This is a genomic window from Agromyces luteolus (assembly GCF_009729855.1).
Taxonomy (GTDB): domain Bacteria; phylum Actinomycetota; class Actinomycetes; order Actinomycetales; family Microbacteriaceae; genus Agromyces; species Agromyces luteolus.
In genome coordinates this window covers 535,950-548,892 of record NZ_WODA01000025.1, presented here as the reverse complement: position 1 = coordinate 548,892, position 12,943 = coordinate 535,950, and the positions used below count along the sequence as shown (strand labels likewise).

Below are 12,943 nucleotides of genomic sequence, written 5' to 3'. Positions count from 1 at the left end.
CGGCCGGCCCGCGACTCGGGTCAGACGGTCGTCGTGTCGTCCGGACGCGACGTCTCGTTGCGCGTGACGCGGTCGCCCGTCGCGGGGTCGACCGTCGTGCGCGACGTGGAGACCGAGCTCCGGCGCCGGGCCATCAGGATGATGCCGAGGATGATCACGACGGCGCCCGCCGCCATCAGGATGTAGCCGACCATCTGCAGGTTGATCCAGTCCACCGCGAGGTTCAGTGCGAACGCGAGGACGGCGCCGATGGCGAAGAGGACGATTCCGAGGCCGAGACTCATTCTGGGGTGCCTGCTTTCACTCGGGCGGCGCGGGGCCGCGGGGCAGGGGCGGGGTGCCGCCCCCGATGCCGCCGAGTGTAGTGATCGCCGATCGCGGCGGACAGTACGCTGGGAGGGCTGGCGTACGAAGGAGTGTTCATGGTAACGACGGTCAGGCTCGCGGTCATCCCGGGCGACGGCATCGGTCCCGAGGTGGTGGGCGAGGCGCTGAAGTCGCTCGAGGCCGCCACGGCCGGCAGCGGCGTGGTGTTCGAGCAGACGCACTTCTCGCTCGGCGCCGCGCGCTACCTCGAGACCGGCGACACCCTGACCGACGACGACCTCGCGGCCATCACGGGCCACGACGCGATCCTCCTCGGCGCCGTCGGCGGCGTGCCCGGCGACCCCCGCCTCGCGGGCGCGAACATCGAGCGCGGCCTGCTGCTGAAGCTCCGGTTCGAGCTCGACCACTACGTCAACCTCCGCCCGAGCGTGCTGTACCCGGGCGTCGCGAGCCCGCTCGCCGACCCGGGCGACGTCGACTTCGTCGTCGTGCGCGAGGGCACCGAGGGCCCCTACGTCGGCAACGGCGGCGCGATCCGCGTGGGCACGCCCGCCGAGGTCGCGAACGAGGTCTCGGTGAACACGGCCTACGGCATCGAGCGCGTCGTGCGCTACGCGTTCGCCGCGGCATCCGCTCGCCCCAAGAAGAAGCTGACGCTCGTGCACAAGACGAACGTGCTCGTCTTCGCCGGCTCCCTCTGGAAGCGGCTCGTCGACGCCGTCGCCGCCGAGTACCCCGAGGTCGCGGTCGACTACCTGCACGTCGACGCGGCGACCATATTCCTCGTGACGGATCCTGCTAGATTCGACGTCATCGTCACGGACAACCTCTTCGGCGACATCCTCACCGATCTGGCCGGCGCGATCAGCGGCGGCATCGGACTCGCGGCCTCGGGCAACATCAACCCCGACGGCACGTTCCCGAGCATGTTCGAGCCGGTGCACGGTTCGGCTCCCGACATCGCCGGGAAGGGCATCGCCGACCCGACCGCCGCCATCCTCTCGGTGGCGCTCCTGCTCGACCACCTCGGTCACGCAGCCGCCGCCGACCGGGTGCGCGACGCGGTCGCCGCCGACATCGCCGAACGCGGCGACGCACGGCGCTCGACCTCCGAGATCGGCGACGCCATCGCCGCACGCATCGGCGCCACCGTCGGCGCCCACTGACTCGCACCCTTCCGAAGGAGGACACCTTGACCACCTCGAACCTCACCCTGAAGACCCCGTCGCCCGCCGGACTGGTCTGGCAGGTCACGAACAACGAGACCGCGAAGTCGGCGGAGGAGCGCGCCGCGATCCTCGCCGACCCCGGCTTCGGCAACCACTTCACCGACCACATGGCCGACATCTGCTGGTCTGAGAAGGGCGGATGGCACCGGCCCCGCGTCTCCCCGTACGGACCGATCCAACTCGACCCGGCCGCCGCGGTGCTGCACTACGCCCAGGAGATCTTCGAGGGCCTCAAGGCGTACCGGCACGCCGACGGGTCGATCCGCACCTTCCGCCCGTACGAGAACGCCGCGCGCATGCAGCGTTCGGCGAGGCGGATGGCGCTGCCCGAGCTGCCCGTCGAGATCTTCATCGACTCGCTCAAGCAGCTCATCGCGGTCGACGCCGACTGGGTGCCGAGCGCTCCTGAGACGAGCCTCTACCTTCGCCCGTTCATGTTCGCCAAGGAGGCGTTCCTCGGCGTGCGCCCGGCGAAGAAGGTCGCCTACTACCTGATCGCGAGCCCCGCGGCGGCGTACTTCCCCGGCGGCGTGCAGCCCGTGAACATCTGGCTCTCCACGCACTATGCCCGTGCGGGCAAGGGCGGCACGGGTGCGGCGAAGACCGGCGGCAACTACGCCTCCAGCCTGCTGCCCCAGGCCGAGGCGCACGAGAAGGGCTGCCAGCAGGTGCTCTTCCTCGACGAGGGCAAGTACCTCGAGGAGCTCGGCGGCATGAACGTCGTCCTCGTGAAGAAGGACGGCACGCTGCTCACGCCCGAGTCCGACTCGATCCTCGAGGGCATCACGCGCGACTCGATCCTTCGCCTCGCGGCCGACCGCGGCCACCAGATCGAGCAGCGCCCGATCACGCTCGACGAGTGGCGCGAGGGCGCGGCATCCGGTGACATCATCGGCGCGTTCGCCTGCGGCACGGCGGCCGTCGTCGTGCCCATCGGTCGCCTGCTGGGCGAGGACTTCGAGATCGTGCACTCCGGCCCGCAGTCGGAGGAGCTCGCGCTGTCGCTCCGCGAGGAGCTCACGGACATCCAGTACGGCCGCGTCGAGGACCGCCACGGCTGGATGGCGCGACTCGACGCGTGACGCACGCCGGGTCGGCAGGCGGGCGGCCGCCTGCCGACCCGACCGTCGCGGCGGTGCGGATGCCGCGCAATAGGCTGGGCGCATGAAGATCGCGCGCTTCTCCCACGGTGAGACCATCTCGTTCGGCATCGTCGACGAGGAGGAGCACGAGCTCGTCGTGCTGAAGGCCGACCCGATGTTCGCCGGCTACGAGCCGACGGGGGAGCGCGTCGCGCTCGCCGACGCGAAGCTGCTCGCACCCGTGATCCCGCGGTCGAAGGTCGTCGCCGTCGGCAAGAACTACCACGAGCACGCGGAGGAGATGGGCGGCGAGGCGCCGGCCGAGCCGCTGCTGTTCCTGAAGCCCAACACGTCGGTGATCGGTCCGGGCGACGCGATCGTGCTTCCGCCCGAGAGCGCGCAGGTCGAGTTCGAGGGCGAGCTCGCGGTGGTCATCGGGCGCGTGGCCCGACGCGTGAGCGAAGCCGACGCGGAGTCGGTGATCTTCGGCTACACGATCGCGAACGACGTGACGGCACGCGACCTGCAGCGGCGCGACGGCCAGTGGACGCGCGCGAAGGGCTTCGACACGTTCTGCCCGCTCGGCCCGGTGATCGAGACCGACGTCGACCTCGCGCACGGCGAGCTCACGACGAGCGTCAACGGCACGCGGCACCAGCACGGGCGGTTCGCCGACATGGTGCACTCGGTCGCGAAGATCGTCTCGTACGCCTCCGACGTGTTCACGCTGCTGCCCGGCGACGTGATCCTCACGGGCACGCCGGCGGGCGTCGGCCCGGTCGTCGACGGCGACTCGGTCGAGGTGTCGGTCTCGGGGCTGGGGTCGCTCGTGAACCCGGTGCGCGAGGCGCCGGCGCGCTGATGGCGGGCGGTGTCGGCGAAGCGCCTGCGGCGCGCGCACGCGAGGCGCGCCAGCCGGGTGAGCCGCGCGATCTCCGCGACCTGCGCGACCGCGACGACATCGCGCGACTCGTTCGCGAGTTCTACGCGCGGGCCTTCGCCGATCCGCTCATCGGGCCGATCTTCACCGACATCGCGCATATGGACCTCGAGCACCACCTGCCGATCATGTGCGACTTCTGGGAGACGGTCGTCTTCCGGGCCGGAATCTACCGACGCAACGCGTTCACGCTGCACGAGGCGCTGAACCGGCGGGCGCCGCTCGGCGGCGCGGAGTTCGAGCGCTGGATCGAACTGTGGACGGCCACCGTCGACGACCTGTTCGCAGGGGAGTCCGCCGAGCGCGCGAAGGCGCAGGCGCGCCGGATCGCGTCGTCGATGCGGCGGCGACTCGCGGGTGGTTCGGGCAGCGCACTCGAGACGATCGGCACGCGCGAGCGGCTCGCGGCGGCGGGGGAGATCGACGAGGTGCGCGAGGCGCCCGCTCGCTGATGGAGGAGGCCGGTCAGCGCCGCACCCGATAGCGCAGGTGCAGCACCCGTTCGCCCTGGATCACGACGTCCGGATCCTCCAAGAGGTGCGGCGCGTCGACCGACCCGAAGAAGCGGCGGCCCGACCCGAGCACGACCGGTGCGACATCCATGCGGACCTCGTCGACCAGGCCGGCGGCGAGCGCCTGGCCGCCGACGTCGCCAGCCGCGACCTCGACGGTACGGTCGCCCGCGAGCTCCTGCGCCGCGGCGACGGCCGCCTCGACGCCGTCGACGAAGTGGAACGGCGCTGCCTGGTCCCACCCCTCGGGCGGCGGCCGGTGCGTGACGACCACCACGTGGTCGATCCCGCTCGGCGGCGTTCCGTCCCAGCCGTCGGTCAGGTCGAAGACGCGCCGGCCGCAGATCGTCACGCCGATCTCGTCCCAGTACGCGCGAATGACGTCGTGGGACGCCTGCGACATCTTCAGCACGCCGCTCTCGTCGAGCGGCACGTCACCGCTCGTCAACCAGTCGAACAGCGGTCCGGGCTGGTCCTCGTCGTCGGCGATGAAGCCGTCGACCGACACCGTGGCGTACATGACGACCGCGCCCATGGGGTGCTCCTCCCCGTCGAGATGCCCCCACGGTAGCGCGCGCCGCGGGCGCTCGCCCTCGTCCGGAGTCGAACGGCCCCGGTCAGCCCCGCGCGGTGCGTACGGCCGACGCCGCGCGCTCGACGTCCTCCTCGTCGTTCCACACGTGGAACGCGACGCGGGCGCGACCGGCACGACCCGACGCGACGAGGCCGGCCGCGGTCAGCGCGGCGAGGTCGTCGCCGTCGGGGTCGGGCCAGGTGACGATCGCGCTGTCGGATGCCGCGAGCCCGAGCCGCGCGCGGAACCCGTTCGCGAGCCCGAGGTCGTGCGCGAGCACGGCGGCGGGGTCGAGGCTCGCTGCGAGTTCGAGCGCCGCCTCGGCGCCGACCCAGGCGTGCCACGCGGGGGAGACGTCGAACCGTCGCGCGCCCGCGGCCAGGTGCAGCTCGGGCCCGTAGCACGACGCCCACGGGTCCTCGCCCGAGTACCACCCCGCCGTGAGCGGCGGGATCTCGTCGAGGGCGCGGTCGCCGACCGACATGAACGCGGCGCCGCGCGGCGCGGAGAGCCACTTGTACGCGTGGCAGACGACGAGGTCGGCGCCGAGGTCGGTGGTGGGGAGCCATCCGGTCGCCTGCGTGGTGTCGACCAGGGTGAGCGCGCCCGCCGAGCGGGCCGCCGCGATGACGGATGCCGCGTCCGCGACCTCGCCCGTCGCGGACTGCACGAGCGAGAATGCGACGAGCCACGTGCCCGGGCGCACCTCGTCCGCGAGGTGCGCGAGCGGCACGTGGCGCACACGCAGGTCGCCGCGGGCGAGGAACGGTGCCACGACCGAGCTGAAGTCGCCGTCGACGCAGAGCACCTCGGCGCCGGCCGGAGCGGACGCGGCGACGAGTCCCGTGAACACCGAGACCTGCGAGCCGACGGCGACGCGGTCGGCAGAGGTGCCGAGGAGCGTCGCCGCGTGGCCGCGGGCGCGTTCGACGACGCCCGTGTATTCGGCGGCGGACGCGCGGCCGTCGCGCCACCGCTCGAGGTCGCGGGCGACGGCGGCGACGGTCGGTGCGGCGGGGATGCCGAGCGTGCACGCGGCGAGGTAGCCGCGACCGGCGGTGAAGCGCGGGTCGGGGAGCGTCGTCGCGGTCGAGGCGAGGGTGGTCGCGGTCATGCCTCCAGCCTGCGCCGTGGAGTTCGATCCGTCGAGAGCAGGTCTGCGATCCATTGCATAAGAGGTGCTTATGATCGGTGCATGGATGCCTCGCCCGCCTCGCCTGCCGAGGCCGCCGTGACGACCGGCCTCGCCGACCTCGACGCCATGAGCCTGCTCGTGCTCCGCGAGATCGCCGAGCGCGGGTCGATCACGGCGGCCGCGAACGCCCTGGGCTACAGCCAGCCGGCGCTCAGCCAGCAGGTGCGCCGGGCCGAGGCGCGCGCAGGCGTCGCACTCGTGGAGCGGACCGGCCGCGGCGTCCGTCTCACCCCTGCCGGCCGCGTGCTCGCACGGCACGGCGGCGCGGTCGCGACCGCCCTCGAGGCGGCTCGCGGGGAGCTCGCCGAACTGCGCGGGCTCCGTGCGGGGCGCGTGCGGCTCATGGCGTTCCCTTCGGCTTCGCCCAGCATCGTGCCCGAGTTCATGGCCGAGATGGCCCGTCGGCACCCCGGCGTGCAGGTCAGCTTCGTCGAGGCCGAGCCACCCGAGGCCGTCGCCGCCGTGCGCGAGGACCGCGCCGACCTGGCGCTGACGTTCAGCTACCCGGGCGACCGCAGCGATCCGCACCGGGAGAGCGCGCGCGGGCTCGAGGTCACGACGATCGGCAGCGACCCGATGCACGTCGTCCTGCCCGACGCGCACCCGCTCGCAGCCGGCGACACCGTCGACCTCGCGGGGCTCGCGGGGGAGCCGTGGATCGCCGGATGCCCGCGCTGCCGCGGCCACCTGCTCGAGCTGTGCGACACCGCCGGTTTCGCCCCGCGCATCGCCGTCGAGACCGACAACTTCGTCGCCGTCGAGGAGCTCGTCGCGAGCGGGCTCGGCGTCGCTGTGCTGCCCGCGCTCGCGATCGAGTCGGCGGGGAAGCGCGCCGGTGTCGCGGTGCGCGGCACCACGAACGGCGACCGCCGCACGCTGCACCTCGTGACCGCGCGCGGCGGACGCGGCGTGCCGGCCGTCGCGGTGGCCGCCGAGGCGCTCGCGCGCCTCGTCGCAGGCCGCGGCGGAACCCCCGCCGATGCGGGCCCGGGCCGTACCATTGAGGGCGATGTCTGACACGACCCACCCCACGACGACCGCCACCGGATCCGAGATCCGCGTGCGGTTCTGCCCCTCGCCCACCGGGACCCCGCACGTCGGCCTCGTGCGCACGGCCCTCTTCAACTGGGCGTACGCGCGCCACACCGGCGGCACCTTCGTCTTCCGCATCGAGGACACCGACGCCGCCCGCGACAGCGAGGAGAGCTACGCGCAGATCATCGACGCGCTCACCTGGCTCGGCCTGCAGTGGGACGAGGGCGTCGACGTCGGCGGCCCGCACGAGCCGTACCGCCAGTCGCAGCGCGGTGAGATCTACGCCGACGTCATCGAGCGACTGAAGGCCGCCGGCCACGTCTACGAGAGCTACTCGACCGCCGACGAGATCGACGCGCGCAACGAGGCGGCCGGCCGGCCGAAGCAGTTCGGCTACGACAACTTCGACCGCGACCTCACCGACGAGCAGCGCGCCGCCTTCCGCGCCGAGGGCCGCCAGCCGGCACTGCGCCTCCGCGTGCCCGACGTCGACCTCGGGTTCGACGACCTCGTGCGCGGCCGCATCGACTTCGCGGCGGGCTCGACGACCGACTTCGTCGTCGTGCGCCCGAACGGCGCCCCGCTCTACACGCTCGTGAACCCGGTCGACGACGCGCTCATGGGCATCACGCACGTGCTGCGCGGGGAGGACCTGCTCTCCTCGACGCCGCGCCAGATCGCGCTGTACCACGCGCTCATCGAGATCGGCGTCACGAGCTTCGTGCCCCGCTTCGGCCACCTGCCGTACGTCATGGGCGAGGGCAACAAGAAGCTCTCCAAGCGCGACCCCGAGTCGAACCTCTTCCACCACCGCGACCGCGGCTTCATCCCCGAGGGCCTCGTCAACTACCTGGCGCTCCTCGGCTGGGGCTTCTCGGCCGACCGCGACGTGTTCAGCCGCGACGAGCTCATCGAGGCGTTCGACGTCGAGAACGTGAACCCGAACCCGGCCCGCTTCGACCAGAAGAAGGCCGACGCGATCAACGGCGACCACATCCGCCTGCTCGAGCTCGCCGACTTCACCTCGCGCACCGTGCCCTACCTGCAGGCCGCCGGCGTCGTCACGACGCCGATCACGCCCGGCGAGGAGGCCCTCCTCGTCGAGGCCGCCCCGCTCGTGCAGGAGCGCATCACCGTGCTCGGCGAGGTGCCCGGCCTCCTCGGCTTCCTCTTCACGGATGCCGCGAGCCTCGAGTTCGACGAGGCCGCCGTCGGGTCGCTGCCCGCCGACGCGCCCGCCGTGCTCGCCGCCGCCCGAGAGGCCCTCGAACGCATCCCCGGCGAGGCATGGACGCACACCGAGATCGAGGAGGCGCTCCGCTCCGCGATCATCGACGGCCTCGGCCTCAAGCCCCGCGTCGCGTTCGGCCCGATCCGCGTCGCGGTCTCCGGCCGCCGCGTGTCCCCGCCCCTCTTCGAGTCCATGCAGATCCTCGGCCGCGTCGAGTCGCTCGACCGCCTCGACCGCCTCGCCGCGCTCGTCGGCTGACCCCGACGGATGCCGCGGCCGCGCCGCGTTCGTCGCTGCCGCGGCATCCGCTCGAGAGGCCCCCTCGATTTGGACCGCACCCCGCGATCGGCTACAGTTACATGTCGGCCCGGAACCCCGGTTCAGGGCCATTGGGGTATGGTGTAATTGGCAACACGGCTGATTCTGGTTCAGTTGTTCTTGGTTCGAGTCCAGGTACCCCAGCAGTGAGAAACCCCCGGCTGACCGGGGGTTTTCGCGTATCTGGTCCCGGACGCTTACGGTCGCCGCGGTACGCAATCCCCTCCGAAACCCCTCCGCCGACTGGCGGGGCGAGCGGATAGTGTCGGCCACGTCGGTCAGAATGAGAGCGTGACCGACGCGATCGACAGCCTCTTCGATCCGTCCAGGAACGAGCCCCAGCCGAGCTTGGACTTGGACGCGCTGCGTCGGCTGCTCCAAACGCAAGCGAACACGATCGTCGCGGTTGGAACCGGTGGCTCACGCATCCAAGATGTGGATGCCAAGTACCAGCGGAACGCCCGCGCACTGGACGCGAACTTCAGAAGACTAGGCCTCCAGCCGCCGTTTCCGTACCAGTCGCTATGGGACTGGTACGGGTTCTACTCGCAGAATCTCAGCACCTACCGCGAGCGACGTGAACACGTCCGCGATCTGACGCAATCTGCGCTGTCTACGCTCGATGACATCGAAGCACGTGGTGAAGTGCACGATCCTGCGGCCGACGATGAGACGCCGACGTGGGAGAATCTGAACGCGCGCATCGCCGGTCTCGTTAAGGAGTACTCGACAGCGCGAGATCGCGATGACTGGCAGGACGTGGGACGGCGCAGCCGCGAGATACTCATCGACTTCGGCAAACTCATCGCCGATCCGGCCATCGTGCCGAAGGACCAGGAAGCGCCGAAGGGTGCGGACGCCAAGGCTTGGTTCGATCTGTTCCTCGCACGGTACGCGGCAGGTCGAGACAAGGCTGAACTGCGTGCCACCATGCGAGCTGTCTGGGACCTCTCGCAGAAGGTTACTCATGGTGATATTGCAGATGTAGACGCATTCGCGGCGGCACAGGCGACCGTGCTAGTCGTCCGCACAGCGCAGAAGCTTCTCCGCGATGATGAGTCGGCCGCACAGTAGCTCTGCCTCACGTCGGCCCGCGGCGGTAGGTTGACTCCGTGGCGACATTCGATGACGAGACGCTTCAGGCTATTGGCGAGTTGATTGCGCTTGGCGAGCAGGAAGGTTTCGCAATCACCTTCCAGCCCGACGCCGATGGATGGACTGTCGGCTATATGCGGGGCATGGCCGGTGGCGATCTGCACAGCGATTTTGACCTGGAGAGCGCAGCTCGCGGTGCGGTTCGTCCGCTTCTCGATCTGTCGGCCCGGTTCATATCCAATCGTCGCGAACGTCAGCGATGATCGACATCTAGCCGATCCTGACGAGCGCCGGGCGCGTGGCGACGGCTTCGAGACGGTCCATGTCGTCCGTGTGGCTGTCGGCGAACAGGTGCAGGTGGTGCTTGTACATCGTCGCGATGTCGGCGTGCCCCATGTACTTCGCCGCACGCTCGATCGGGATGCTCGCCGCCGCGCAGGCGCTGGCGTAGAAGCGGCGCAGGTCGTGCCAACGCACTGCCGGGATGCCGAGCTTGGCCAGCGCGGGCAGGTAGTGCTTCCGGTACTGGCTGTCGCGGCTGAACGGGAGCGAGTAGTCGAGTGCGCCGCGCGAAGCGCCGTGTCCGCCGCACCGTCGCGCCGGCCACAGCAACGCGGCCCGGTCGTGCTGTTGCGGATGCTGGACTGGGAGAACGGCCTCCCAGTCCGCATTGACACCGCAATTGACCCTGCTCGAGTTCGAGATCAGCAATGACGCGCGAGCCGCACCACCACCTACTCGTGCAGCGCCCACATGCGGGACTCGGCTGGAGGGCTTGAGGCCACTCCCTGCTCGGGTCGTGACCCCGCGTACACCTTCCGCCGCCAGTCCGTTGCGACTAACTGTCCGTCTGAGCGACGTCGTCGATCGGGTAATCGACGTACGCGAACTGGGTGCCATCAGGCGACCAGCTGTTTACGTTGATGGTGCCTTGACCGCCGAACAGCGTCACGATCGTCTCCGGGTCTCGCCAGTTTCCGTTCCGGACGAGACGAAGTTCGACGGGAAGGTCCGCCGGGTGGCCGATGGTCCCGGGCGGGAAGCTCAGGTACACGGCCAGCTCGCCGCGAGCGGGCAGGTGAGGGAACCAGTTGACCCGATCGTCGAAGGTCAGCTGCTCCAATCCGCTGCCGTCTGAGCGGATGCGGGCGATCTGCGCGTGCCCGTCCGTGTCGCTGAAGTGCTCGGTGTTGAAGTAGACCCACTCTCCGTCGGGCGAGTACTCGCTCCCGTCCGACGGTCCTCCTTGGAACAAGGGGCGGTCGTCGCCTCCGTCAACCCGGATCGTGTGCACATGGGCGGAGCTGATCGTCATCTCTGCGCTGATCTTGACGGCGGTGTATGCGAGTTGAGTTCCGTCGGGACTGACACCGTGCAGGAAGTGCAGGATGCCGTCATCGGGGGCGGTGATGCGCGTCGCGTCTCCACCGCTCAGCGAGGCGCGGTAGATCTGCCAGTCGTTCGCGGAGATGAAGATCTCCGTCCCGTTCGGTGCGAGGACATGGTCGTTGTTCAGGACTGGAACGCCGGTGATCGGCACCTGACGTGTACTTGCGCCCGACATGGGCGTTAGGGTCCAGAGCACTCCGTCTCCGTTCAGGATCAAGCGACCGTCCTGGGTCCAGTTCGGCGCCTCCAGCAGGACGTCGTTTCCGCGGTGGATCAATGTCGACGACATCGTGCTCGTGTCGAATACATGGACGCGACAGCTCTGGCCCGCCGCAAGGGTCCGTGCAGGAGGGATGCTCACCGGGTCGTCTCCTCAGCCAGGAGCTCGCGCAGGCATTCCGTCACGAGATCGTGGTCTTCGTCCGACGCCAGTCCGGACACGGTGGCGACGGCGACGACGCCGACTCCGCTGACCCGAATCGGGACGCTCCCTCCGCCGAGAACGTACTGTTCTCGGGGTAGCCACCCGATGCTGGCCGGGTCGAAGCCCATCTCCCCGAACTCCGCCTCCAGGACCGCTGTGCTGCGCTCGAGCCGGAGCGCCGTCGCTGACTTGCCATCCACCCAGAACTGCTGATCCGGAGTAGACCCAGGCAGCGCTGCGCGGAACAGGATCGCACCGGGCTTGCGGATGTCCACCGTGATCTTGAATCCGGCCTGCATGGCGCGTTCGACGATGCGGGCTCCTAGGCGCCACACCTCCGTGAGCCCGAATGCGGGGAATACGAGCTCGCCTTCCTCCGCGCGCAGCGTCTCGATTCGGGTCGTCGTCATTGACATGGAAGGTCCTCTCGGGTGTTGTATCGGAAAACCTAGCATATGCTAGGTTTTAAGGCGAGACCCCCAGCGCAGAGGAGCCGCATCATGTTGCCCGAGTACTTCCCCGAGCCGACCATCTACACGCCCGATAGTGGTGAGCCGACGTTGGCGTGGGGCATTCTCGGCCCCGGGTGGATCGCCGGCGTGTGGGCTGACACGGTTGCCGCGAACACCGCGCAGCGGGTCGTCGCGGTCGGGTCGCGATCCCGGGACAGGGCGGAAGCGTTCGCGGTCGCCCACGGCATCGAGCGAGCACATGGCTCGTATGAGGCACTGGTCGCCGATCCCGGCGTCGATGTGGTGTACATCGCCACCCCGCAGAGCGAACACCTGTCCCTTGGCCTCATGGCGATCGCTGCCGGCAAGCACGTGCTGATCGAGAAGCCACTTGCGATGACCCGAGTGGAAGTGGACGAGTTGGCGGCGGCCGCTCGTTCGGCAGACGTGCTGCTCATGGAGGGAATGTGGACTCGATACCTGCCGCAGGCCTCGGTGATCCGTACGTTGGTGTCGGACGGGTGGTTGGGAGAGGTGAGCGCCGTAGTCGCCGATCACGGCCAGGCGATTCCCGTCGAACTCGGCCACCGGCTGTACAGGCCGGAGTTGGGCGGCGGCGCGTTGCTGGACCTGGGCATCTATCCCGTCCAACTGGATTCGATGCTTCTGGGCGCTCCGACCGAGATCGTCGCGACCGGACGCCGTTCTGATTCCGGAGTAGATGAGACCGTGAGCCTCGTGCTGCGCCACGGCGCCCGGAATCAGTCCACGATCTTCACATCGATCGCGACTCGCACCCCGAGCAAGGGGCATATCGCAGGCACAGACGGTCGATTGGAGCTTCTCGACTCGATCAACGGCCCCAGCCGCCTGCTGGTCTCCGACGGCGGCTGGTTCACTCCGCAACGCGAATGGGACGACCCGACCGACCTCCGCGATCTAGCCGCTCTGGCGTGGGAAGCTACCGCGCTGGCGACGTTCGTCGGCGAAGGCCGCCGTGAGTCCCCGGTGCACACCCTCGAGGAGACCGCGGCGATCATCGACACGCTCGACCGTGCGCGGCGGCTGCTCGGCGTCCGTTGGGAATCGGCGGTTCGCGCAGGAGCGTGACCCAAACGGGAGCGAGCATCCCGATCCAGA

At 69.9% G+C, this 12,943-nt stretch carries 15 protein-coding genes and 1 tRNA gene; 10 read left to right on the top strand and 6 right to left on the bottom strand.

What is annotated here, in order from left to right; all coding sequences use genetic code 11:
- Nucleotides 1-20: 20 nt before the first annotated feature.
- Nucleotides 21-284, bottom strand: coding sequence for a DUF6458 family protein (locus GLX25_RS16210; RefSeq protein ID WP_155843531.1), 264 nt, complete (start codon nt 282-284; stop codon nt 21-23).
- A gap of 138 nt (nt 285-422) precedes the next feature.
- Here GLX25_RS16210 and GLX25_RS16205 point away from each other — a divergent pair, with 138 nt between their 5' ends.
- The 4 genes from GLX25_RS16205 (at nt 423) to GLX25_RS16190 (ending at nt 4,030) form a co-directional block, all read left to right on the top strand.
- Nucleotides 423-1,493: a 3-isopropylmalate dehydrogenase gene (locus GLX25_RS16205; protein WP_155843529.1), complete on the top strand. Its 1,071-nt coding sequence runs from the start codon at nt 423-425 to the stop codon at nt 1,491-1,493.
- 47 nt (nt 1,494-1,540) lie between these two features.
- Nucleotides 1,541-2,638 carry a branched-chain amino acid aminotransferase gene (locus GLX25_RS16200; RefSeq protein WP_155843901.1) on the top strand — a complete coding sequence of 366 codons (1,098 nt, stop codon included), beginning with the start codon at nt 1,541-1,543 and terminating at the stop codon, nt 2,636-2,638.
- Nucleotides 2,639-2,720: 82 nt separating this feature from the next.
- The gene (locus tag GLX25_RS16195; protein ID WP_155843527.1) at nt 2,721-3,500 is read left to right on the top strand and encodes a fumarylacetoacetate hydrolase family protein; all 780 of its coding nucleotides are present in this window, start codon (nt 2,721-2,723) and stop codon (nt 3,498-3,500) included.
- Entirely contained in the window at nt 3,500-4,030 is a 531-nt protein-coding gene (locus GLX25_RS16190) for a group III truncated hemoglobin (RefSeq protein WP_205719919.1), read from the top strand. The genes GLX25_RS16195 and GLX25_RS16190 overlap by 1 nt, the downstream gene beginning before the upstream one ends.
- A gap of 13 nt (nt 4,031-4,043) precedes the next feature.
- Here the strand turns inward: GLX25_RS16190 and GLX25_RS16185 are convergent, their stop codons facing one another.
- Together GLX25_RS16185 and GLX25_RS16180 are read right to left on the bottom strand one after the other, a co-directional pair.
- Nucleotides 4,044-4,625: a dihydrofolate reductase family protein gene (locus GLX25_RS16185; protein WP_155843525.1), complete on the bottom strand. Its 582-nt coding sequence runs from the start codon at nt 4,623-4,625 to the stop codon at nt 4,044-4,046.
- A gap of 82 nt (nt 4,626-4,707) precedes the next feature.
- Nucleotides 4,708-5,778 (bottom strand): aminotransferase class V-fold PLP-dependent enzyme, encoded by a 1,071-nt coding sequence (locus GLX25_RS16180; RefSeq protein ID WP_155843523.1) that lies wholly within the window; start codon nt 5,776-5,778, stop codon nt 4,708-4,710.
- 81 nt (nt 5,779-5,859) lie between these two features.
- Here GLX25_RS16180 and GLX25_RS16175 point away from each other — a divergent pair, with 81 nt between their 5' ends.
- From GLX25_RS16175 to GLX25_RS16155, 5 genes are all read left to right on the top strand, one after another.
- On the top strand, nt 5,860-6,876 hold the full coding sequence (locus GLX25_RS16175) for a LysR family transcriptional regulator (RefSeq protein WP_155843521.1): 1,017 nt from the start codon (nt 5,860-5,862) through the stop codon (nt 6,874-6,876).
- Nucleotides 6,869-8,383 (top strand): glutamate--tRNA ligase, encoded by a 1,515-nt coding sequence (gene gltX / locus GLX25_RS16170; protein ID WP_155843519.1) that lies wholly within the window; start codon nt 6,869-6,871, stop codon nt 8,381-8,383. Before GLX25_RS16175 ends, gltX begins: the two co-directional genes overlap by 8 nt.
- A 132-nt stretch (nt 8,384-8,515) precedes the next feature.
- Nucleotides 8,516-8,587, top strand: a tRNA-Gln gene (locus tag GLX25_RS16165).
- Nucleotides 8,588-8,734: 147 nt separating this feature from the next.
- Complete coding sequence (locus GLX25_RS16160) at nt 8,735-9,517, top strand: hypothetical protein (protein WP_155843518.1); 783 nt, start codon at nt 8,735-8,737, stop codon at nt 9,515-9,517.
- A 38-nt stretch (nt 9,518-9,555) separates the two neighbouring features.
- On the top strand, nt 9,556-9,801 hold the full coding sequence (locus GLX25_RS16155; RefSeq protein ID WP_155843517.1) for a hypothetical protein: 246 nt from the start codon (nt 9,556-9,558) through the stop codon (nt 9,799-9,801).
- A gap of 7 nt (nt 9,802-9,808) precedes the next feature.
- Here the strand turns inward: GLX25_RS16155 and GLX25_RS16150 are convergent, their stop codons facing one another.
- The 3 genes from GLX25_RS16150 to GLX25_RS16140 all read right to left on the bottom strand — a co-directional run bounded on the left by GLX25_RS16150 (nt 9,809) and on the right by GLX25_RS16140 (nt 11,767).
- On the bottom strand, nt 9,809-10,249 hold the full coding sequence (locus GLX25_RS16150) for a site-specific integrase (protein WP_166548912.1): 441 nt from the start codon (nt 10,247-10,249) through the stop codon (nt 9,809-9,811).
- A gap of 127 nt (nt 10,250-10,376) precedes the next feature.
- Nucleotides 10,377-11,288 (bottom strand): TolB family protein, encoded by a 912-nt coding sequence (locus tag GLX25_RS16145; RefSeq protein WP_166548911.1) that lies wholly within the window; start codon nt 11,286-11,288, stop codon nt 10,377-10,379.
- Complete coding sequence (locus GLX25_RS16140) at nt 11,285-11,767, bottom strand: heme-binding protein (RefSeq protein ID WP_240898392.1); 483 nt, start codon at nt 11,765-11,767, stop codon at nt 11,285-11,287. The genes GLX25_RS16145 and GLX25_RS16140 overlap by 4 nt, the downstream gene beginning before the upstream one ends.
- Nucleotides 11,768-11,851: 84 nt before the next feature.
- On the opposite strand from GLX25_RS16140, the gene GLX25_RS16135 reads away from it, so the two are divergent.
- Nucleotides 11,852-12,913, top strand: coding sequence for a Gfo/Idh/MocA family protein (locus tag GLX25_RS16135; protein WP_155843513.1), 1,062 nt, complete (start codon nt 11,852-11,854; stop codon nt 12,911-12,913).
- Nucleotides 12,914-12,943 lie beyond the last annotated feature (30 nt).